This is a genomic window from Paradesertivirga mongoliensis (assembly GCF_024436395.1).
Lineage (GTDB): Bacteria > Bacteroidota > Bacteroidia > Sphingobacteriales > Sphingobacteriaceae > Paradesertivirga > Paradesertivirga mongoliensis.
On sequence record NZ_JAFMZO010000001.1, the window covers coordinates 1204988 to 1224704 of the forward strand.

General features: G+C 41.8%; 19 protein-coding genes. 9 read left to right on the forward strand and 10 right to left on the reverse strand.

Going from position 1 to position 19717, the window contains the following annotated elements; translation table 11 throughout:
* Positions 1–102: 102 nt before the first annotated feature.
* Positions 103–1287, forward strand: a complete 1185-nt coding sequence (locus J3P43_RS04960) for a M20 metallopeptidase family protein (RefSeq protein ID WP_255899821.1) — start codon at positions 103–105, stop codon at positions 1285–1287.
* 24 nt (positions 1288–1311) lie between these two features.
* Complete coding sequence (locus J3P43_RS04965) at positions 1312–2265, forward strand: hypothetical protein (RefSeq protein WP_255899823.1); 954 nt, start codon at positions 1312–1314, stop codon at positions 2263–2265.
* 1 nt (position 2266) lies between these two features.
* On the opposite strand, the gene J3P43_RS04970 is transcribed toward J3P43_RS04965, so the two are convergent.
* Positions 2267–2731, reverse strand: coding sequence for a hypothetical protein (locus tag J3P43_RS04970; RefSeq protein WP_255899825.1), 465 nt, complete (start codon positions 2729–2731; stop codon positions 2267–2269).
* Between the two features lie 55 nt (positions 2732–2786).
* Here J3P43_RS04970 and dnaG point away from each other — a divergent pair, with 55 nt between their 5' ends.
* The 3 genes from dnaG (at position 2787) to J3P43_RS04985 (ending at position 6143) form a co-directional block, all read left to right on the forward strand.
* Positions 2787–4715 carry a DNA primase gene (gene dnaG / locus J3P43_RS04975; protein WP_255899827.1) on the forward strand — a complete coding sequence of 643 codons (1929 nt, stop codon included), beginning with the start codon at positions 2787–2789 and terminating at the stop codon, positions 4713–4715.
* On the forward strand, positions 4715–5071 hold the full coding sequence (locus tag J3P43_RS04980) for a YraN family protein (RefSeq protein ID WP_255899829.1): 357 nt from the start codon (positions 4715–4717) through the stop codon (positions 5069–5071). The genes dnaG and J3P43_RS04980 overlap by 1 nt, the downstream gene beginning before the upstream one ends.
* Positions 5072–5159: 88 nt before the next feature.
* On the forward strand, positions 5160–6143 hold the full coding sequence (locus tag J3P43_RS04985) for a glutaminyl-peptide cyclotransferase (protein ID WP_255899831.1): 984 nt from the start codon (positions 5160–5162) through the stop codon (positions 6141–6143).
* A gap of 114 nt (positions 6144–6257) precedes the next feature.
* Here the strand turns inward: J3P43_RS04985 and J3P43_RS04990 are convergent, their stop codons facing one another.
* From J3P43_RS04990 to J3P43_RS05020, 7 genes are all read right to left on the reverse strand, one after another.
* The gene (locus J3P43_RS04990; RefSeq protein ID WP_255899833.1) at positions 6258–6683 is read right to left on the reverse strand and encodes a QcrA and Rieske domain-containing protein; all 426 of its coding nucleotides are present in this window, start codon (positions 6681–6683) and stop codon (positions 6258–6260) included.
* Between the two features lie 3 nt (positions 6684–6686).
* A complete protein-coding gene (locus J3P43_RS04995) occupies positions 6687–7619 on the reverse strand; it encodes a DUF5777 family beta-barrel protein (RefSeq protein ID WP_255899835.1) in 933 nt (310 codons plus the stop codon).
* 7 nt (positions 7620–7626) lie between these two features.
* On the reverse strand, positions 7627–8184 hold the full coding sequence (locus J3P43_RS05000; RefSeq protein WP_255899837.1) for a YceI family protein: 558 nt from the start codon (positions 8182–8184) through the stop codon (positions 7627–7629).
* Complete coding sequence (locus J3P43_RS05005) at positions 8159–9370, reverse strand: porin family protein (RefSeq protein WP_255899840.1); 1212 nt, start codon at positions 9368–9370, stop codon at positions 8159–8161. Before J3P43_RS05005 ends, J3P43_RS05000 begins: the two co-directional genes overlap by 26 nt.
* A complete protein-coding gene (locus J3P43_RS05010; RefSeq protein WP_255899843.1) occupies positions 9367–9936 on the reverse strand; it encodes an RNA polymerase sigma factor in 570 nt (189 codons plus the stop codon). The genes J3P43_RS05005 and J3P43_RS05010 overlap by 4 nt, the downstream gene beginning before the upstream one ends.
* Positions 9937–10314: 378 nt before the next feature.
* A complete protein-coding gene (gene pgi, locus J3P43_RS05015) occupies positions 10315–11973 on the reverse strand; it encodes a glucose-6-phosphate isomerase (protein ID WP_255899846.1) in 1659 nt (552 codons plus the stop codon).
* A gap of 48 nt (positions 11974–12021) precedes the next feature.
* Positions 12022–12810 carry a COG3650 family protein gene (locus J3P43_RS05020; RefSeq protein WP_255899848.1) on the reverse strand — a complete coding sequence of 263 codons (789 nt, stop codon included), beginning with the start codon at positions 12808–12810 and terminating at the stop codon, positions 12022–12024.
* Between the two features lie 156 nt (positions 12811–12966).
* On the opposite strand from J3P43_RS05020, the gene prfB reads away from it, so the two are divergent.
* Positions 12967–14041, forward strand: a protein-coding gene (gene prfB, locus J3P43_RS05025; protein ID WP_255899852.1) for a peptide chain release factor 2 whose coding sequence is annotated in 2 segments (ribosomal slippage) — positions 12967–13026 and positions 13028–14041 — 1074 coding nt in all. Because the reading frame shifts where the segments join, the coding sequence is not laid out codon by codon here.
* A gap of 42 nt (positions 14042–14083) precedes the next feature.
* Here prfB and J3P43_RS05030 read toward each other — a convergent pair.
* Complete coding sequence (locus J3P43_RS05030; RefSeq protein WP_255899854.1) at positions 14084–14950, reverse strand: transglutaminase-like domain-containing protein; 867 nt, start codon at positions 14948–14950, stop codon at positions 14084–14086.
* Between the two features lie 104 nt (positions 14951–15054).
* Between J3P43_RS05030 and J3P43_RS05035 the strand changes: the two genes are divergently transcribed.
* Complete coding sequence (locus J3P43_RS05035) at positions 15055–15840, forward strand: O-methyltransferase (RefSeq protein ID WP_255899856.1); 786 nt, start codon at positions 15055–15057, stop codon at positions 15838–15840.
* A gap of 44 nt (positions 15841–15884) precedes the next feature.
* Positions 15885–17261, forward strand: coding sequence for an OmpA family protein (locus tag J3P43_RS05040; RefSeq protein ID WP_255899859.1), 1377 nt, complete (start codon positions 15885–15887; stop codon positions 17259–17261).
* Between the two features lie 27 nt (positions 17262–17288).
* Here the strand turns inward: J3P43_RS05040 and J3P43_RS05045 are convergent, their stop codons facing one another.
* On the reverse strand, positions 17289–18419 hold the full coding sequence (locus tag J3P43_RS05045; protein ID WP_255899862.1) for a BamA/TamA family outer membrane protein: 1131 nt from the start codon (positions 18417–18419) through the stop codon (positions 17289–17291).
* Between the two features lie 161 nt (positions 18420–18580).
* Here J3P43_RS05045 and J3P43_RS05050 point away from each other — a divergent pair, with 161 nt between their 5' ends.
* Positions 18581–19555, forward strand: coding sequence for a deoxyhypusine synthase family protein (locus tag J3P43_RS05050; protein ID WP_255899864.1), 975 nt, complete (start codon positions 18581–18583; stop codon positions 19553–19555).
* Positions 19556–19717 lie beyond the last annotated feature (162 nt).

The window sequence follows — 19717 nt, forward strand, 5'->3', positions numbered from 1 at the left end:
AGCCCGTTTGTAATCTCGACGATAGGAGAGACCTCTTGAGGTAACAAAATTCTTCTGCCTTCGCGGAAGATAATGTCAGGCAAACAAACGGGGTAATAAAATATGTTGAAAGAAAAAATTCAGGCGTTAGCAGAGAGTATTCATAATGACGTGGTAAGTCTTAGACGACACTTACATCAAAATCCTGAGCTTTCATTCGCCGAATATCAAACCTCGGCGTTTGTGAAATCACAATTAGATACCTTGGGTATTTCATGGACTGCTATGGCCGATACCGGGGTGGTTGCATTAATTAAGGGCGATAAGCCTTCTGATTCTGTAGTAGCTTTGCGTGCAGACATGGATGCTTTGCCTATTGTCGAGGTTAATGATGTTCCCTATAAATCTAAAAATGAAGGTGTGATGCATGCTTGCGGACACGATGTTCATACTTCTTCCTTATTAGGTGTTGCAAAGGTGCTTCAAGCTTTACAGCCAGAATTTGGTGGAACCATAAAGCTTATTTTCCAACCAGCCGAAGAGAAACTTCCCGGCGGAGCGAGTATTATGATTAAAGAGGGGGTTCTCGAGAATCCTAAGCCTCAGGCCGTCATCGGCCAGCATGTAATGCCCTTAATTGATGCCGGAAAAATCGGAATCCGGTCGGGGAAATATATGGCATCCACAGACGAGCTGTATGTCACCGTGAAAGGAAAGGGCGGGCACGCTGCGCAGCCTCAGCAAAATATCGATCCTGTTTTAATCACCTCGCACATAATTGTTGCTTTGCAACAGATAGTAAGCCGGGTTTCAGATCCTAAGCTTCCTACAGTTTTGTCATTTGGTAAAGTGATCGCTAACGGAGCTACAAACGTTATCCCAAACGAAGTTCAGCTCGAAGGAACCTTTAGAACCATGGATGAAGAATGGCGTGCCGAGGCTCACAGAAGAATGAAAAAAATGGCCGAGGGCATAGCCGAAAGCATGGGTGGAACTTGTGACTTTAAGATTGTGAATGGCTATCCTTTCCTGGTAAACGAAGAGCAGCTCACCGAACGAGTGCGCAACTTTGCAGTAGAATACCTTGGCGCAGAAAACGTCGAGGATCTGGATATCTGGATGGCGGCAGAAGATTTTGCGTACTATTCTCAGGCAGCCGACGCCTGTTTTTATCGCTTAGGAACCCGGAACGAAGCAAAAGGAATTGTATCATCAGTGCATACTCCGACGTTTGACATAGATGAAAATGCTTTAAAAACCAGTGTCGGATTAATGACTTACACCGCGTTAAGGCAGCTGGGTAATTAGAAGCCCAAAAACGGGTTGGATGAGATGAAGAAAATTTTTATAACGCTGCTTTTTTTTGCCGTTGTGATTTCTGCGAAAAGTCAGCAAATTCCACGTTTTAATCCTGATACAGTTATTACTATCACCCTCGATTCGGCTATAAATATCAAGTCGAAGAGAATAAGTATTGAAACTTTTATAGATAAAATCATAACCGATACCAGCTTCTATGAAGCTTTTCGGGACATGAAAAAGTATAGTTTCACTGCCGAAAACCGGGTGTTTACCTACAATAAAAAGAACCGGGTAGAAGGGAAGATTTACAGACGTATTTTCCATAATAACGACGGCCCTTACAAAATGCAGCTCCTTAGTAAGCAGGATAGTGGCAAGTTGTTTAAGAAGAACGGAAAGTACCAGTTGTATACAGTGGAAATGTTTGACTACATTTTCATGAATGCCTATAATTCCGATTTTGTGCCTTCTGCATCATCTGGTTCCGGAAAAAAAGCCGGTGGTAGTAATGAGTCGTATAAAGACAAACTAAAAACTCTCATTTTTAGTCCCGGGCGACCGATAAAAGGCGTTCCCTTTATCGGGAATAAAACGGCCATCTTTACGCCGAATATGCGTCAGTATTACGATTATTCTTTCTTTAGCAGCACCTATCTTGATACTATACCGGTGTATAAATTTGTAGTTAAGGTTAAACCCGATCTATCTAACTGGACGAAAGATGGATTAATGATAAAGGAGCTGACTACTATTTTTGATAAGCGGAATCTTCAAATTATGGGTAGGTACGTCGATATGAAATACGACAATCTTGCGTTTGATTTTGATGTTCAAATGAATATTGAACTTGGATATTTTGATAATAGAGAGGTTCTTCTTCCTACAAAAATTAGTTATCAGGGCAACTGGGATATTCCTTTGAAAGCTCAGGAACGGGCAAGCTTTTTGATTTTACACAAGGGCTACCGATTAGGGAAAAAATAAATTACTTTTTCCATTCAGGCGGTGGAACAAAAATGTATTCCTGCAGAGAAGCTTTAAGGTTGGTGGTGCTGTCGATGGTAATCTTTTTGGTAGCTTTTTTAAAGGAAACGTCCATCGCTGCACAGAACACTATAATACCGGCGCCTATTCCTGCTGTTTTTAGTCCTTCAGAAAGATTGGACTGAAAAGGACTGGCTGCGATGAAGCCTAAGCCCACCCATGAAGGATAAAAGTAAAATGGAGATTTTTTTTGGCGAAATACTTTTATCTTTCTCAAGTCGCAGTAACACATGTTATATGTTTTTCCCCTATATACCAACGTTGCAGAAGTATCGTTGAGTTCTGTTACAAAGCCTTTAATACTTTTCGAGTTAGACGAGTAGGCTTCAATGTAGTAGTTTTGCTTTTTTTGAGAACTCGCGGTTAGTACTGACAGGACCAGCACTATCAGGCAGAGATTTTTCATTGATTTTAATATTGGACAGGTAAAGTATAAAAAAATACTTAAACTCGTAACGCTGATGATTGCCAAAGAAACCGTCGATAAGATTTTAGATACCGTTCGCATTGAAGAGGTAGTAGGCGACTTTGTGCATCTCAAAAAGAGAGGTACGAGCCTGATTGGTAATTGCCCCTTCCATAATGAAAAAACGCCTTCATTTCACGTCTCGGTAAATAAAGGGATTTATAAATGCTTTGGATGCGGTAAAGGCGGCGATTCTACCCGCTTCATCATGGATCATGAGAAATATTCATATCCAGAAGCATTAAAGTACCTCGCCAATAAATACAATATCGAAATTGAGGAGATCGAAGCCTCTCCGGAGCAGCAAATTGCCGATAGTCGTCGCGAAAGTTTATTTGTTATTTCGACTTGGGCAGCGAAGTTCTTCAGCGAGACCATGTGGGAAACCCAAGCAGGTCAAACTATCGGACTGGGCTATTTCAAAGAACGTGGGTTCCGTGATGATATCATCAAAAAATTCGAGCTGGGCTATTCTCCTGACGAATGGGGTGTTTTAGGCGAGAAGGCAATCAGAGAAGGCTTTAAGGAAGAGTTTTTAGAAGAAACGGGGCTGTCTATCCGTAGCGATAAAGGTGGACTTTATGACCGCTTCCGCGGAAGGGTGATGTTCCCGATTCATAACTTTACCGGGAGAATTATTGGATTTGGCGGTCGGACTCTTAAAACCGATAAAAATGTTCCAAAGTATGTAAACTCACCGGAGAGTGAGATCTATCATAAATCAAACGTTCTTTACGGTCTCTTTTTCGCGAAAAAAGCCATTCGCGATCTAGACAACTGCTACCTGGTGGAAGGTTATGCAGATGTTCTTTCGGTGCAACAAGCCGGAATCGAAAATGTGGTGGCTTCTTCGGGAACCTCCCTTACTATAGAGCAAATCAGGTTAATTTCGAGGTTTACAAAAAATATCACTATCCTTTTTGACGGCGACGCAGCCGGGATTAAAGCCTCACTTCGTGGTCTGGATATGATACTGGAGGAAGGGCTGAATGTGAAAGTGGTGCTCTTCCCGGAAGGAAATGATCCTGATTCGTATGTGCAGAAGCTGGGAAGTGCCGCCTTTAAAACATTCCTGGAGAAGAATCAAAAAGATTTTATACTCTATAAAACATCCATTCTTTTAAAGGATGCAGGTAACGATCCAATAAAAAAGGCGGGCATTATTCATGATGTAGTAGATAGCATCGCTAAAATACCTGATGGTATAAAGGCCTCTGTCTTTATCCGTGAGTGCAGTTCTTTAATGCAAATTGAAGAGCGCGTTTTAATTGCTGAACTAAATAAGCTAAGGCTTAACAAGAATAAAAAGGAAAGCAGCCGGGCTGAGCCGCCATCTGGCCAGCCGGAAGAATTGCCACCACCAGATGGGTTTTTAGATTCGGATAATTATACCGACAACGACGAGTTTCAGGAAAGGGAAATTATCCGTCTGTTATTAAACTATGGTCACGAACTGGTGCACTGGGACGGTATAACCGACACTTACATTGCACCTTATGTAATTTCCAACCTGGCCGACGTCACCTTCGATAATCCTCAGTGTAAAGCAATTCTGGAACAATATAATAAGCAAATCGAAAACGGGGAGTTGCCGACTGTTCAGGATTTTATTCAACACCCTGATCCTAAAATATCCGAGATGGCTATTTCACTTGTTTCTTCTCCGCATAATTTAAGTGAAAACTGGTATCTCAAACGTAAGATTTATGTGCGTAATGAATCTGAGAACATGAGGGCGACCATTCTGGGCGGTATATTTCATTTGAAGAAACGTAAGATTGATCGCATTCTTAAGAATATACGGCAGGAAATCCAGCAGGAGACGAACGAAGACAATCAAACGATATTAATGCAACGTTACATGCGTGTAAAGGAAGTGGAAAAAGGGATATCAAGTTTTCTGGGATCTGTGATTTTAAAATAATGGCGGTTCACAATATTTTAGGCCAGCAAGGCGAAACCATCGCCAGAAAGTTCCTCGAAGAAAACGCCTACGAAATCCTCGACGAAAACTGGTGCTTTGGTAAAGCCGAAGTCGACTTGATAGCCTATCGCGACAAGCGTATTGTTTTTGTTGAAGTAAAAACCCGTACCACTACAGGTTTCGGTCAGCCCGAAGATTTTGTCAATGAATCTAAACAAATTCTTTTGCAAAAGGCAGCAGAAGAATACCTTTACCTTATGAATTTCAAAGGTGAAATTCGTTTTGATATTATTTCTATTCTTTTCGGAAAGAATGGAGAATATAAACTGAAACATATTGAAGATGCTTTTTGGTAGATTAACACAACGGCTTTTTTTTCTCTGTACGATAATAGCTTCAATAATCAGTTCTTGCAAGAGATCGGATAGCCTGCCCATTTCTTTTGTGTCTCCAACCGAAGGCGCCCGGGTAGTTTCAGGTGAAAGCGTTATACTTAAAACTAACGTAGAGCCCGGCAAATTTGATTCTATAAAGTATTTGGTTGATAACGAGTTGGTTGGCAGCCGAAGAGACACTCAAGGGGTTAAGTTTTCAACGTCGGGTTATCCATTTGGAGGTCGCTTGTTAACGGCCATCATCTATGCTGGTACAGATTCAACCGAGATAACATCAAATATTCAGTTGCTGCCTTCAAAAGCTCCTAGTAAGTACAGTTACGAAGTGGTGAATACATTTCCCCACGATACTAGTTCGTATACCCAAGGACTGGAATATCATGATGGTATTTTATTTGAAAGTGACGGAATGTACGGTGAGTCAAGTCTGCGTAAAGTGGATTTGAAGACAGGGCGCGTTTTACAAAAAGTGGACATTCCGGCTCAAACTTTTGCTGAGGGGATAACGGTGATAGGCGACAAAATTATTATGTTAACCTGGCAGGAGCGTATCGGGTTCGTTTATGATAAAAATAGCCTTAGTAAAGTATCCGAGTTTCCACATAATTCAGGGACAGGTGAAGGTTGGGGCCTGGCTTTTGACGGGAATCATATTTTAAGTACTGACGGTTCAAATATTATTTATTTGTTAGACAAAAACACCTATCAAAGAGAAGGTATAATACAGGTATACGATAGTAAGGGTCCTGTTGACAGTCTGAATGAGTTAGAATATATTGACGGTAAGATCTACGCAAATATCTATCAGCAAGATCGAATAGTTATTATTGACCCTAAAACCGGTGGTGTAGAAGCCGAAATAAATTTGCAGGATCTGGCCCCGTATGCAGACCGGCTTGAGACCGGGTATGTTCTTAATGGCATAGCCTGGGATGCTCAGGGCAGGCGTTTATTTGTAACCGGCAAAAAGTGGAATAAGCTTTTTGAGATTAAGGTAAATAAACCGGGGGCGACGGTTGCAAGCAATCTCTAACTACAGTGGTTGGTCTGAGTACTTCGACGGCTCAGCATGCGCCATCAAAGTTAATGCAGCATCCACCTAATACGTTATTCTCTCTCCTTTTTAAGGGCTGGGTTTATCGATTTATCAACTTTTGGTCGCTATTAACGTCGTGCCGGTTAGAGTCACCGGATATACCCTTAATGGTGTAGTAGCAGGGCCTAATAATATAGTTCCCGCACTGCTAAACTCTGCACCATGATTCGTGCACTTTATTCTATTCTCTGCCTGTACCCAAATCAGCTGTCCTGCTTCATGTGTACAAACAGGTGCAGTTGCAATAAAAGAATTCACACTGTTGCTTGCAGCTATTCTGAAGAATAAGATCCCATTAGCAGTTACTTTACTCCCGACTGCTGGTAGAGAAGCAATTTCTACACTGGCTGTGGTGCCGGTACCCGTCCCAGGATCCTGATCTCCATCACCTTTCTTTCCACAGGCCTGAAAGCATGTACCTGCACATACCATTGCAAAGCTGATTCCCAGGGTTTTTAAAAATTCATCTCTTTCCATATGCTAGTAAATTTTAGATTGAATATCAGGGTTTTTCGATTTGCGAAGGCTAAAATTTCTTGACATGGTGAAGCCAAAACGCACTCCACCATTGTTCCACGATTTTTGAGTGTCTGGTATAAAGCTGTTTTCAATGATATACTCCGAGTTCATGAAGTTCAGGGAAAAAACATGGCCCCCAGTTTCGATTTCAAGCCCAACTCCTAAAGGGTTAAAATAATGGTCAAATAGTCCTTCAGGTCTCCCAAAGGCATTCACCAGTTGATAATCGCCAACCAGCGACAGTCGTTTGCTTAGCTTAAATCGTCCGGCGAAACCAAGGCTAAAAAGATTTTGATTGTCGCCAGTGCCAACATGAAGAGATCTTAGTAAATAAGTTGGCGATATTTGAACTGAAAGGCGTTCAGAAAATTTTCTGGAAATTAGAGCCTGGAAAACATAACTGGTTCTCGTGGAATCGTCGTTAAATTCATTCTCAAACTCTTCTTCTCTGGTGATGATTCCTGCCTGCGCCAGCAGTGTAAGCGTTACGGGGGAGGCTCCTTTACTCTGGCCAATTGCTTTTTGCTTTGCAAAAAAATTAAACAGTTCATTGTGCTTGCTTCGTCCTATACCGAGCGTAAGCCGATCGGTTAATCCATAATCGAAGCCGATGTATAGATCCGTGGCTACATCTAGTCCGTAAAGTGTGTGCGAACCTCCGAAATTCCCTCCAACATCGCCAAAATGATGCCGGATCCTGAGATCGAGATCATATTTCTTTTGTGTTTCGGTCGAGTGAGATAATACTATTCTGGTAGATTTAAATGTAGCTGAAGCTTGGTTTCCCAGGTATTTTGATGAGTCCAGCGAGCTTAGCAATGAATCAGCGTCCTGTGCCCGCACAGCCGGAGCAAGAAAGATCAGACCGAGTACGGTGATGAAAAGTTTGTTCATAAAGGTTTTAAGGTTTTAGTGTGGCGTCTATATTCACTTTAATAACTTCGGCTATTTTGGTCATCACCAGCTTAGGTATTTTAATGTTATGGTCAGCGCAGGCTACATCAAAGCCGGCGATCAATTGTACTGTGCCATTTGTAATCCTTATTTTCCCTGGAATAGTGCGTTGCTTCGGTACTCCGTGAATGAGGAGTATTCCGGTTGCAGTTACATTATATTCGCCTTCTTTACTAAAGTCTATTGACTGATTTATCTTGCCATTAAACTTCGCATAAGGATATTTGTCGCTTTCCATGTAGTTCTCATTGAAATGTTCCTGCATCAAACCCTTCGAAAACTCAAAGCTTTTAATGGCAACCTGGAAAGCAATGCTCGCGGTTTTTCCGATTAACACTGCTACGCCATTGTCAGAGGCGGCCTTGATATCCTCAATCGGTGTAGAGGAAAAGAAGCGCACTCTGGCATTTTTACTGGTGAAGTTTTGTGCTAAGGCAGGCATATTTAGTCCTGCCACTATTACTAAAGCTAAAAGCAACTTACTTGATTTTTTTACTGATATCATAAGTTAGATTTAATGAGATTCCACTTGATTTCAGGCGCACGTTTCCCTCGCCCACACCGCCCAAAGGTAGTTTTAGATAAGGTTCTATACCCACACGGATGCCGGATGGTTTCGGCCTTATTTCGTAACTGCCAGAGAGGGTAAGGACACTTAAGTAATGTTGGTTTTCATTGTTTTTTACCAGCAGATAGTCTTTATAGCCAGAATAATGGTTATACCGGAAGTTGTATTCCTCCCTTAGCATCAGGTAAGATGAAAGCCCTGAAGCCACACGTATTTGTTTATTGCCTGTTTTTACCAATGAGTAGGATACTTGTAAAGGAATCTCGAGAATATTGCAAGAGGCATCAATGCCTTCAACTTTACTGGCACGGGAAGAATTTTGCATATGGTAACTATAGCCATTTGCAGAATAATTTTTGGGCCCGTATTTAACTCCGGAGCTCAAAGTAATTCTGTCAGAGATTGAAGCATTGAGCAAGAGGCCGAAGTTTAGAGTGCCTTTGCTGCCCTCAAAAGATTTGATGGCGCTAAAGTCGGGTCCGGCCATCGCAGTAACGCTGAAGGTCAGTTTTCTGCGTTTCGGAATAGCTTTATCGTTGGCTGTTTGAATGCTGTCGATAGAGGCGGCGTTGGGGTTCTCTTGTGTAACTAACTCTGGTTCGGTTGTAGTGACTGGGGGCGCCGAGGATTGTGCAATAACCACAGAGCTGTCTGAACTCATAGGTTGCGGGTCTTGAGGCACCGAACTGTAGACAAAGACGTTATTCTTTGTAAATGCTTCATGATTTTTTATACCTCTCAGGGGGATATTAGTTTTGACACGAGGTTCAGAATCAGTGAAGTCCGTGTTAACAGACGGTTTTTCTCCCGATTCTGTCCTTGTAGTAACTGATACGGATGTGTTCATATCGGCAGATTTAGTCTTCTGCCCGATGTTTTTCGGGTGTTTAGCAAGCTTGTTTTGTTGATCTTTAATTGCATTATTATCGAATAGCAAGTAAGCTCCTCCGCAAAGCAGTAAAAGTAAAACCACAAAGCTGCTGTTTCTGATAAAAACAATTCGGTCCCTTCTCCGGAGCTTTTGCTCCATTTTATTCCAGGCAGATTCGTCGAAATCATAATCAAATGATTCCGTTTTTTGCTTCAATAGCTCATCGAACTGCTTGTCTGATAACTCTTTCATGATATTTTATACATCCGCGTTCCCGCCTCATCGTCGTCAACTGCATTCAACATTTCTTTCAATCTATGGCGGGCCTTAAACAGGTTCGATTTTGATGTCCCTACTGAAATGGAAAGCATAGCAGCAATTTCCTCATGAGTATATCCATCTATTACGAACAGGTTAAAAACCGTGCGGTACGTAGTAGAAAGCTTCTGTACCAGTTTGATTAAATCGTCATAATTTATCCTTGATAAAATATGCTCTCTTTCTTCGAGCTCATGACTGCTGTTTAGTTCCTCCATCTTCGTACGTCGGATTCTTTTCCTGTAATAATCTATCGAGGTATTAATCATGATGGTGCTAAGCCAGGAATTGAAGGGCCGGGTGTTATCGTATTTTCCAATATTGGTGAATACTCGCATAAACCCATCATTCACAATCTCAACCGCTTCCTCCCTATGTTCGGCATACCGAAGGCAGATTTTTATGGAAAATCCAAAATATTGACGGTATAGATCCTTCTGACTTTTTCGGTCTCGGGATTTACAGCCGGATATAATTTGTTGAAGTTGAGATGAGTCCATCAATAATTAACTCAATATAACCAGAAGTACGGAGTTTATTATGGGGTGGTTGCTTCGGGAGGGAATTTTTTTAATGAAGGAGGCAGTATTTCACTTGTAGAAGACGGCTGGAATATCAACTTATGTTAAGCTGGCGATGGCTTCTAAGCCAGACTAGCCCCCTACCCTGGGTTTGCCTAAAAGTATTGTTTACTTTTTATGGGGCTTTTATTTCAAAGACGTTCCATCTCGCACTTAAACCTGATGGCAGGGAAAAGCCCGGAATGAAGCCTCGGTCAGCGCGCCGAATGAGGACTTGGACCGAACAGCAGGACTACAGAATCTACAGAGACCGGCTGTTCGTTTTCAAATTATCAAAAAATCACCACAGTGCTGTGCTTATTTCGAATCTCTTCGCCAGCTTTTATACTGGTTTATTAAACCGTTTGTGGATGCATCGTGTGAGTCGATTTTAGTATCGCTCTCCAATTCTGGTAAAATCTTGTTTGCCAGTTGTTTCCCCAATTCTACGCCCCACTGATCGAAACTGAAAATATTCCAGATGATGCCTTGTACAAAGATTTTGTGCTCATACATGGCGATAAGCGCACCCAGAGTTTCGGGGGTTATTTTCTTTACGAGGATGGAGTTGGTTGGACGATTCCCCTCAAATACCTTGAAGGGGGCTAGTTTCTCTATTTCTGCTTCTGATTTTCCTGATGTCTTTAATTCTGCTACCACCTCTTCATATGTTTTGCCATTCATCAATGCTTCGGTTTGTGCAAAGAAATTGGATAACAAAAGGGTGTGATGGGAGCCGATTTTGTTATGCGACTGAGCCGGCGCGATAAAATCGCAAGGGATCAGCTTTGTTCCCTGGTGAATTAACTGATAAAATGCATGTTGCCCGTTTGTTCCGGGTTCACCCCAAATCACTGGTCCGGTTTGATAATTGACGGCCTCGCCATTCCGGTCTACATTTTTACCATTGCTTTCCATGTCGCCTTGCTGGAAATACGCTGCAAAGCGGTGCATATATTGATCGTATGGCAAAATAGCATGGCTTTCTGCTTCGAAGAAATTATTATACCAAATACCAAGTAAAGCAAGAATCACTGGCATGTTCTGCTCGAATTCTGCTTTACGGAAATGTTTATCCATTTCGTGTGCACCTTTTAACAATGCTTTGAAATTGTCGAAACCTATCCCTAACGCAATTGAGGTACCTATTGCACTCCATAATGAATATCTTCCTCCTACCCAATCCCAGAATCCGAACATGTTTTTGGTATCTATTCCGAACTCCGAAACTGCTTTTGCATTGGTAGAAAGAGCGGCGAAATGTTTGGCAACACCTTCCTGTGCCCCCCCGTTGTTCAAAAACCAGGCACGAGCGCTGTGTGCATTGGCCATCGTTTCTTGTGTAGTAAAGGTTTTAGAGGCGATTAGAAATAACGTTGTTTCGGGATTTACTTTCTTTAAAGTTTCGGCTATATGTGTGCCGTCTACATTGGATACAAAGTGGAGGCTTAGGTGGTTTCTATAAGCCTTTAATGATTCATACACCATTACCGGACCTAAGTCAGAGCCGCCAATGCCGATGTTCACAATGTCGGTAATTGCTTTGCCGGAGTAGCCTTTCCATTCGCCCGATATCACAGAATTGCAAAACATTTCCATTTTATCCAGAACTGCTTTTACATCGGGCATCACATCAACTCCATCCACTACAATGCGTTCATTTCCCTGATTTCGCAGAGCAATATGTAACACGGCACGTCCTTCAGTTTCATTGATTGGTTCAGCAGCGAACATAGCGTCAATAGCTTCTTTCAAATTACACTCTTTAGCCAGCTGCGTTAACAGAGCCATGGTTTTATCAGAGATCCGGTTTTTTGAATAATCTAAAAGAATATCGTTAAACTGAAGCGAGAACTTGTTGAAACGTTCAGAGTCTTCTGCAAAAAGACTGCGCAGATGCTGATTGCTTACTTCGATAAAATGATCGGTTAAATATTGATAGGCTTGAGTTTCTGTGAAATTTATTTTAGGAAGCATACATTAAAATTTGGACGAAGATAAAAATCTTGGCTGATTTAGCGGCGGCTATTGATTCATCACCACCTTATCGCCCTTTTTTATGGCGCAGCCTTTAAGGGTTTTTCCGCTGATGGTAGCCTGAGCCGAGTAGTTATACTTTCTGTCGGACATGCCGTCGCTGCAGGTTTCTTTTGTAATAAGGATTTTGATCGACTGCTTTTTGTCGTTCGTGGTCTGGTAAATTAATGTGTTTCCGGACGCTTTTGCGGCTTTATATGGGAATACATAGGTTTTTTCGCTGCCAACGTCCTTAAGCGCAATTATTTTCTCGGAAGGAATAATATCAACTGACCAAAAAGGCTCATTTCCCAGCGCAACAAACTCATATTGAAAGCAATCTGTGCTGAATGATTTTTGTTTAGCAGTTTTCACTTCTGTTACCGCAAGTACATTTTCATATTCTGCAGCATAGCCAACTGTTGATTTGCCTTTTAGATAGCCTTTAATCTCTACGTAAATGCTCTCATAAGGATAAGAAAGAAAGCCTTCCGTTTGTTTGTAACTGGCGTTCAGCTTATTGCTTTTATCTTCCAGCCAGTAAACTTTTGAAAGGTTGTTACAGTCGCGAAAGGTGCTTACTTCATTGCCAGACGTGTATAGGCCCTTGAACAATTTTATTTCTTTGGAAATTGGAGTTTGAGTGGATGCAGGAGTTAAGGGGGTATCCTCAATCGTACCGTCTGATTGCAGGCTGTCAGTTACCGAGGTGTCTCCGGGGTCTAGGGAAGCTGATTTGTTTGCCGGGCCGCATCCAATCCAGATAATCAGAGCGGCGATGAGGGATAGCATTTTCATTTTCTTTGTTTTCGGCCGGCAATCCGGGGCAATCTAGATTAATTATATAACAAAAAAGGGTGTAATTGTTCGGCTTTTTTTTGAATTGTTAAGCTCGCTCATAAGGTTTCTAAACCTTATAGATATACATTCCATCCTTTTCTATACTTTTGCGACATGACTAAAGAGCAGTTACAGGATTTAAGGGACAGAGTAACGTCCCTGAGGAGGCATCTTTGACATCGACAAGAAGCTTGATGAACTCCATATCGAACAAGAGCTAACCCTCACCCCCGACTTCTGGGATAAACCCAAGCAAGCTGAAAAAGTTCTGCACTCCATCAAAGCAAAGAAGGTCTGGACAGACGGCATTGTTGAGGTCGACTCGGCTGTAGAGGATGCTGCCGTGATGTATGAGTTTTTTCAATCTGGAGACGCTACAGAAGATGAACTAAAAGAACAATATCAGATAGCACTTACTAAACTCGAAGAACTTGAGTTTAAAAACATGTTGAGCGCCGAGGAAGATCAGTTTAATGCGGTTCTTCAAATTACGGCTGGTGCGGGTGGTACAGAGAGCTGCGACTGGGCTCAGATGCTGATGCGAATGTATATCATGTGGGGAGAGAAGAATGGATACAAGGTAACTGAACAGGATTTCCAGGAGGGGGAGGTTGCCGGAGTCAAATCGGTAACTCTTCAGATAGAAGGTGAATTTGCCTATGGGTACCTGAAAGGCGAAAATGGAGTTCACCGCCTGGTGCGGATTTCGCCCTTCGATGCAAATGCAAAACGTCACACATCATTTGCCTCTGTGTATGTTTATCCCTTAGTTGACGATACTATAGAAATTGAAGTAAATCCGGCAGATATCGAGTTTGAAACCTTCCGCTCTGGTGGTGCAGGCGGGCAGAATGTAAACAAGGTGGAAACAGCCGTTCGATTATATCACAAACCTTCCGGAATCATTATCAAGAACCAGGAATCTCGCTCACAACTTCAAAATAAGGAAAATGCAATCCGCTTGCTGAAATCTCAGTTGTATGAAGCCGAGATGCGGAAACGCCAGGAGGCTTCTGCGGCGATAGAGGGAAGCAAGAAGAAGATAGAATGGGGGTCGCAGATCAGAAGCTATGTTTTGGATGATCGGCGGGTAAAAGATCACCGAACAAATTACCAAACCTCTAACCCCCAGGCGGTGTTAGACGGTGATATAAATGATTTCATTAAGGCGTATTTAATGGAATTCTAGCATGCTTAAGCTTTCCAAAAGTTCCAGACTTTTGGAAAGTTTTTATTTCTCTGTTTCTACAACAGCGAGCAACTCTTCAATCTCTTTTACCTTATCGTCATATCCTAACTTCGAATAGGAAGAAATCAAATTTCTCAATATCCTTCGAATGATATCCTCGTTTTTACAGGGTTCATAATACTCTTTCGCCGGTGTGAGGTTCAATTGCTTCAGGAAGGAATCCACGTCTTTTCTGCTAAAAATGAACCCCTTGTTAAAGGCATTGATATAAAACAAAACACCTTCTTCCGATATGTATTCTTTCGCCTCGTCGATATAAGCAAGGATAAAATGTTGCGGTAAATTTACCCCGTAAATCGGGATGTCAAGCTTCTGCGCAATTACCGAATAAATAATGGCGAGCGAGATCTGGTTCCCTTTTTTGCTCTCAAGTACCTGACTGATGTATGAGTTTTGAGGGTCCTGGTGATTGGTGGTATTCCCCGAAAAATTATAAATACTGTATAAAACATGATTAATAATTTTTACCTTCTCAATGGCGCTCATATCGTACACCATCTGCAGCCAGATCTCCCTCTTTATTTCCTCAATCTGGTTGATTATTTTTAGAGGATCCATATCAGGGTACTGGTATTTATTAAGGATGATAACCCCCTGAAGCAAATCGAAAGCGCCTCCATGATACCATAGCTCCAGCTCTTTTTTAACCGAGTGATACTGGATTTTATGCACAAGATTCTCGATCCGCTCTTGCAGAACCGCATCGAAAGATTGCTCCCAGGCGCTTTCCAGATATTCTATTACCTCGTTCCCATAAGATAGCAGCTTTTCTTCGACATGCTGCGCTATCTCTTCATCCGGATCATCAAGCAATTTTATTAAAGATTCGAGTTCCTTATTATTAATCATCTTTTACTAAAATATAAAAATGCCTGATACAGTTTACGCCGGCTGAACTTTTTTTGACAACTATCATAATGATATCGCTATAGATTTATCTAATTTTGGCGCACATGATTAATTGGCAATTGCTCAAATCGTATATCAGGCATAGGTTAAAAGCGAAAACTCGCCATGGAATTCATTCCCCTTTTGTATATAACCTGGTCGATAAAGTTATTTATGACTTTAAGTCCCGCAGGGAATATGAACCGCTTGAGTCTTTAAGACAAGCGTTATTATCAGACCCCCGCCAGATTACTATCACCGACCTTGGAGCGGGTTCGCATGTAAACAACAACAAACAAAAGCAGGTGAAAGAACTTGCAAAAAATGCACTTAAGCCTAAAAGACTGGCCCAATTAATTTATAGACTTGCTAACGATCGCCAGCCAGCGAATATTATTGAGTTAGGTACTTGTTTGGGTTTAACTACTGCATATCTTGCCAAAAGCAGTCCCGAAGCCCAAGTTACCAGTATTGAGGGATGTCCTCAAACAGCAGCGCTTGCCCGCGAGAATCTGGATAAACTGAAAATTGAAAATGTCAAGCTGCTAACAGGCAACTTTGATGCGTTGATGCCTGGGCTCATTGAACAAACAGAATCGCTCGACTTTGTGTTTGTAGATGGAAATCATAGAAAAGAGGCCACGTTGAATTATTTTAACTGGTGTCTTGCCCGGGTGAACGACAATACTGTGCTCATTTTTGATGACATCTATTGGAGTAAAGGGATGGAAGAGGCCTGGGATGAAATAAAAAGCCACCCGAAAGTGAGTGTAACAGTCGACCTTTTTTGGATTGGATTAGTTTATTTCAAAAAGGGTCAGGAAAAAGAGCATTTCTATATTAAATATTGAAAGTACGGGTTATATTTAACCGCCAAAACCGAATTTTAAACCATATGCGCTCACGTTTTTTCTGGATATTTTTCTGCGCTCTTGTTACCGGATTAAGCAGCACTGCTCAGATACGTGTATCGCGTATCGACATCAACAAATGGGTAAAGGACAATTTTGCCGGGCAGGGAGTTGTAATTGGTAATATCAAGGTGCATGGCAACCCACTTTCGATGGGTGCATTTAGTAGCTCTAATAATGCTATTGAAATTCAAAAAGGCCTTATTCTGTCTACCGGTGCAGCGTCTTCTGTAGCCGGATTAAATAATAAATCCAACCAATCTTATTCTTTCGGTGATGCCGAAAAGGATGCCGATCTTCAAAAATACATCAAGCCCAATTTATACGACGTAAGCATGATCGAGTTCGATTTTGTTCCGCTTGCAAATAAACTTCAGTTCAGATATCAGTTCGGATCTGAGGAGTATCCGGAATACGTAGGGTCGACTTATAACGACGTTTTTGGTTTTTTCGTTTCGGATGACAGCAGTAAAACAAACATCGCTTTAATCCCTGGGAAGAACGTTCCGGTAAGTATTAATACAGTGAATCATCTTACCAATGCCCAGTATTTTATTGATAACAACGTTTTTTTAAATACTAACAAAAGGGAAGCGCCGGTTGTAGAAGAGGAACCGCGCCGGGGTGTTTTTGGCAATATCTGGAAGGGCTTTAAAAGCATATTCGGTGGAAGTAGAAGCGATGAGGCAGGCGATAACGCCATCCGGAATAATCCGGCACTTTATAAAAAGACGAGGACTTCCGTATACAGATACCTTCAGTTTGATGGGATAACTAAAAAGTTAACGGCAAGTACCTATGTTATCCCCTACCAAAAATATCACATGAAAATCATCATCGCCGATGTGGCCGATAATATATTCGATTCGGGTGTTTTTATGGAGGATAAAAGCTTAACGGTTACTCAGGATACATCGCATGTCACATATGCCGATTACTCGGGCATTTCGAAAGTAGCCAACACCACACAGTTAATAGCCGGAAAAAAACTCCAGGATATCTTGCCTGACACGGTTTACATCCCAAACGCCACTATTTACTTTAAATCGGACAAGGCAGATGTCCTTCAATCTGAAATGAAGAAGCTGAAAAATGTGGCAGCCCTGTACGACAGAATCAAGGAACGGTATGTTATAAGAGTTGCAGGGCATACGGATAGTATAGGCAATCTGCAGTATAATATGGCGCTTTCGCGGAAGCGGAACGAATCTGTGATGGATGCATTACAACAAATGCGGGATATCGAAGTGCCTATAGAAATTACCGAAGATGCGTTTTTAAAACCCGTGGCTAAAAATGATACAGAAGAAGGGCGTATGAAAAACCGGAGAGTAGAAATATTCTTTGTAAAGCGGGATTAGTAGAACGACTTTAATGAAGGTGCTGCATCAAAACGCTTCCCCCAAAGCCAGATAAAAACCTTTCTGTCGTTCTTCACCATTTCGCTTCTCACCAAAGCCGTAGTCCATTCGTAAACTTAAGCCTCTTACCGTGTCGAAGAAGTAGCGTAACCCGGCACCATAACTGGGTTTAAATCTTTCAAAGTCTAAACGGGTGTTGTAAACAGTACCCGCTCCGGCAAAGCCCACAAAGCCAACTCTCGGAATTGGCCGGTATCTAAGTTCTATTTGGGTAGCAAGCAGATCATTGTTGCGGTAACGACCGGTATAATATCCACGCATCATCGCATCATTGCCCAGTTGCGGCAGCAGATAAAATGGTGCAGAGCCTCCTCCCAAAGTTTGATAATTCAGGTTAAAGCCCAGAACGGTTTTCGGGTTATAGCTTTTAAATGTTCTGAAATCTAATTTTACCAGGCTTCCTGTATAATTTTCACCGCCAAAAATATCGGGAGCATACGAGTAATTAAATTTTAGGAAGGTTCCTCTTGTTGAATAAACATTGGAGTTTCGGGTATCAATTATCTGTGAAAGTCCAAGGAAAAGAACTTCGCCACCATCTCTGTCCCGGATACCTGGACTGGTTTGATAAATTCCCCCGGGTTCCTTATCGCTAAACTGGTGATTTTCATAGCTGATATTCAGGCCGGTATAGCTGCCTCTCCTCATTAGTTTTTCAGCTTCCAGGCCTATTCTCACAAGTTTTTGAGTGATTTTTTCCTCATCGGCTTGTGTTGTTCTGTCGCCAATTCCATAAAAGTTAAAGGGGAAATTTTTATATCGCAAATCGCCAATATAATGATAGCGGTTTTGCTTTGACCAAATATCTGGCTTTAGCGTTACCATCGATTGTTTTTTGGTAGTAAACGAAATCAGGCCGGCAACGCTTGAGTTTCGTGTGCTGGTGTCTTTATCCGTATAAAAAGATGCAAGCGATACTAACCCATAATTGAATCCGGTTTCCTGAGTATAGCCAAATGCCGGCAAAATGAGAAAGCGACTTCTTTGAGTACTGTCGTTTTTATCCGAAAGAAAGCGCTCCAGTATCTTTTTTTGACTGAAAGCATTACAAATTTGCAGACAAAAAAATATTGCGATTGAAAATAAAAATTTCTTCATCGATGCGAATATAGCTTTTGTAAAAAAAAGATGAACAATTACCGGTGGTTTTCATTAATACAGCATGATTCGGAAGCGGTTACGTTGAGGCTACTTCGTGCAGCTAATAAAACAATTTTACTCTAGGAAAAATAGTAATTTTAGCGCTTTAAAAATTTACAATGGAAAGAGGACCTATATCGAAATTTATAGAGCACAATTATCGCCACTTTAACGCAGCGGCTTTGGTTGACGCCGCAAAAGGCTACGAAACGCATTTGCTTGAGGGCGGTAAAATGATGATCACCCTTGCCGGCGCCATGAGTACTGCCGAATTGGGTATTTCTCTGGCGGAAATGATTCGTCAGGGAAAAGTGGACATCATCTCTTGTACCGGAGCCAACCTGGAAGAGGATGTGATGAACCTTGTGGCGCATTCGCATTACAAAAGGGTTCCCAATTACCGCGATTTAAGCCCCCAGGAAGAGTGGGACTTGCTCGAAAATGGTTATAACCGGGTAACAGACACTTGTATTCCTGAAGAAGAAGCTTTCAGGCGTATCCAAAAGCACATCCATAAAATCTGGAAAGATGCTGAGGACAAGGGCGAGCGTTATTTTCCTCATGAATTTATGTATAAGCTCTTGCTTAGTGGGGTGATGAAAGAGCATTATGAGATTCCGGTTGAAAACAGCTGGATGATTGCCGCAGCTGAAAGAAATCTGCCGATCATTGTTCCCGGATGGGAAGACAGTACCATGGGAAACATCTTTGCATCGTACGTTATTAAGGGCGAGCTTAAAGCCAGCACCATGAAGAGCGGTATTGAATATATGGCTTGGTTATCAGACTGGTATCAAAAGAACTGCAGTGGCAAAGGCATTGGCTTCTTCCAGATAGGAGGTGGGATTGCCGGCGATTTTCCAATCTGTGTGGTGCCAATGCTTTATCAGGACCTGGAAATGCATGAAATTCCTTTCTGGAGCTATTTCTGCCAGATTTCAGACTCTACCACTTCCTACGGGTCATATTCGGGCGCCGTTCCCAACGAAAAGATTACCTGGGGTAAGCTTGATATCCATACTCCCAAATTCATTGTTGAGTCTGACGCGACCATTGTAGCGCCACTTATTTTTGCCTGGATTTTAAAACAGTAAGTTTGGTTTGCAATAGCATAAACTGTATTACAACGAATGACCTGTATCATTATATACACAACTCTGATCAAAAATCAAAAAAGTGTTTAAACGGACATTCGACATTTTCTTTTCAAACCGCCTCAGAAAAAATTCTGGGGCGTTTTTTTAATAATTTAGAAT

Coding starts and splice junctions, on each gene's coding strand:
- J3P43_RS05045 (WP_255899862.1), bottom strand. CDS start 18,419: ATGAAGAAATTTTTATTTTCAATCGCAATATTTTTTTGTCTGCAAATT.
- J3P43_RS05035 (WP_255899856.1), top strand. CDS start 15,055: ATGATTAATTGGCAATTGCTCAAATCGTATATCAGGCATAGGTTAAAA.
- dnaG (WP_255899827.1), top strand. CDS start 2,787: ATGATTGCCAAAGAAACCGTCGATAAGATTTTAGATACCGTTCGCATT.
- pgi (WP_255899846.1), bottom strand. CDS start 11,973: ATGCTTCCTAAAATAAATTTCACAGAAACTCAAGCCTATCAATATTTA.
- J3P43_RS05005 (WP_255899840.1), bottom strand. CDS start 9,370: ATGAAAGAGTTATCAGACAAGCAGTTCGATGAGCTATTGAAGCAAAAA.
- J3P43_RS04970 (WP_255899825.1), bottom strand. CDS start 2,731: ATGAAAAATCTCTGCCTGATAGTGCTGGTCCTGTCAGTACTAACCGCG.
- J3P43_RS04965 (WP_255899823.1), top strand. CDS start 1,312: ATGAAGAAAATTTTTATAACGCTGCTTTTTTTTGCCGTTGTGATTTCT.
- J3P43_RS05010 (WP_255899843.1), bottom strand. CDS start 9,936: ATGGACTCATCTCAACTTCAACAAATTATATCCGGCTGTAAATCCCGA.
- J3P43_RS05050 (WP_255899864.1), top strand. CDS start 18,581: ATGGAAAGAGGACCTATATCGAAATTTATAGAGCACAATTATCGCCAC.
- J3P43_RS05000 (WP_255899837.1), bottom strand. CDS start 8,184: ATGATATCAGTAAAAAAATCAAGTAAGTTGCTTTTAGCTTTAGTAATA.
- J3P43_RS04980 (WP_255899829.1), top strand. CDS start 4,715: ATGGCGGTTCACAATATTTTAGGCCAGCAAGGCGAAACCATCGCCAGA.
- J3P43_RS04990 (WP_255899833.1), bottom strand. CDS start 6,683: ATGGAAAGAGATGAATTTTTAAAAACCCTGGGAATCAGCTTTGCAATG.
- J3P43_RS05030 (WP_255899854.1), bottom strand. CDS start 14,950: ATGATTAATAATAAGGAACTCGAATCTTTAATAAAATTGCTTGATGAT.
- J3P43_RS04995 (WP_255899835.1), bottom strand. CDS start 7,619: ATGAACAAACTTTTCATCACCGTACTCGGTCTGATCTTTCTTGCTCCG.
- J3P43_RS05020 (WP_255899848.1), bottom strand. CDS start 12,810: ATGAAAATGCTATCCCTCATCGCCGCTCTGATTATCTGGATTGGATGC.
- J3P43_RS05040 (WP_255899859.1), top strand. CDS start 15,885: ATGCGCTCACGTTTTTTCTGGATATTTTTCTGCGCTCTTGTTACCGGA.
- J3P43_RS04960 (WP_255899821.1), top strand. CDS start 103: ATGTTGAAAGAAAAAATTCAGGCGTTAGCAGAGAGTATTCATAATGAC.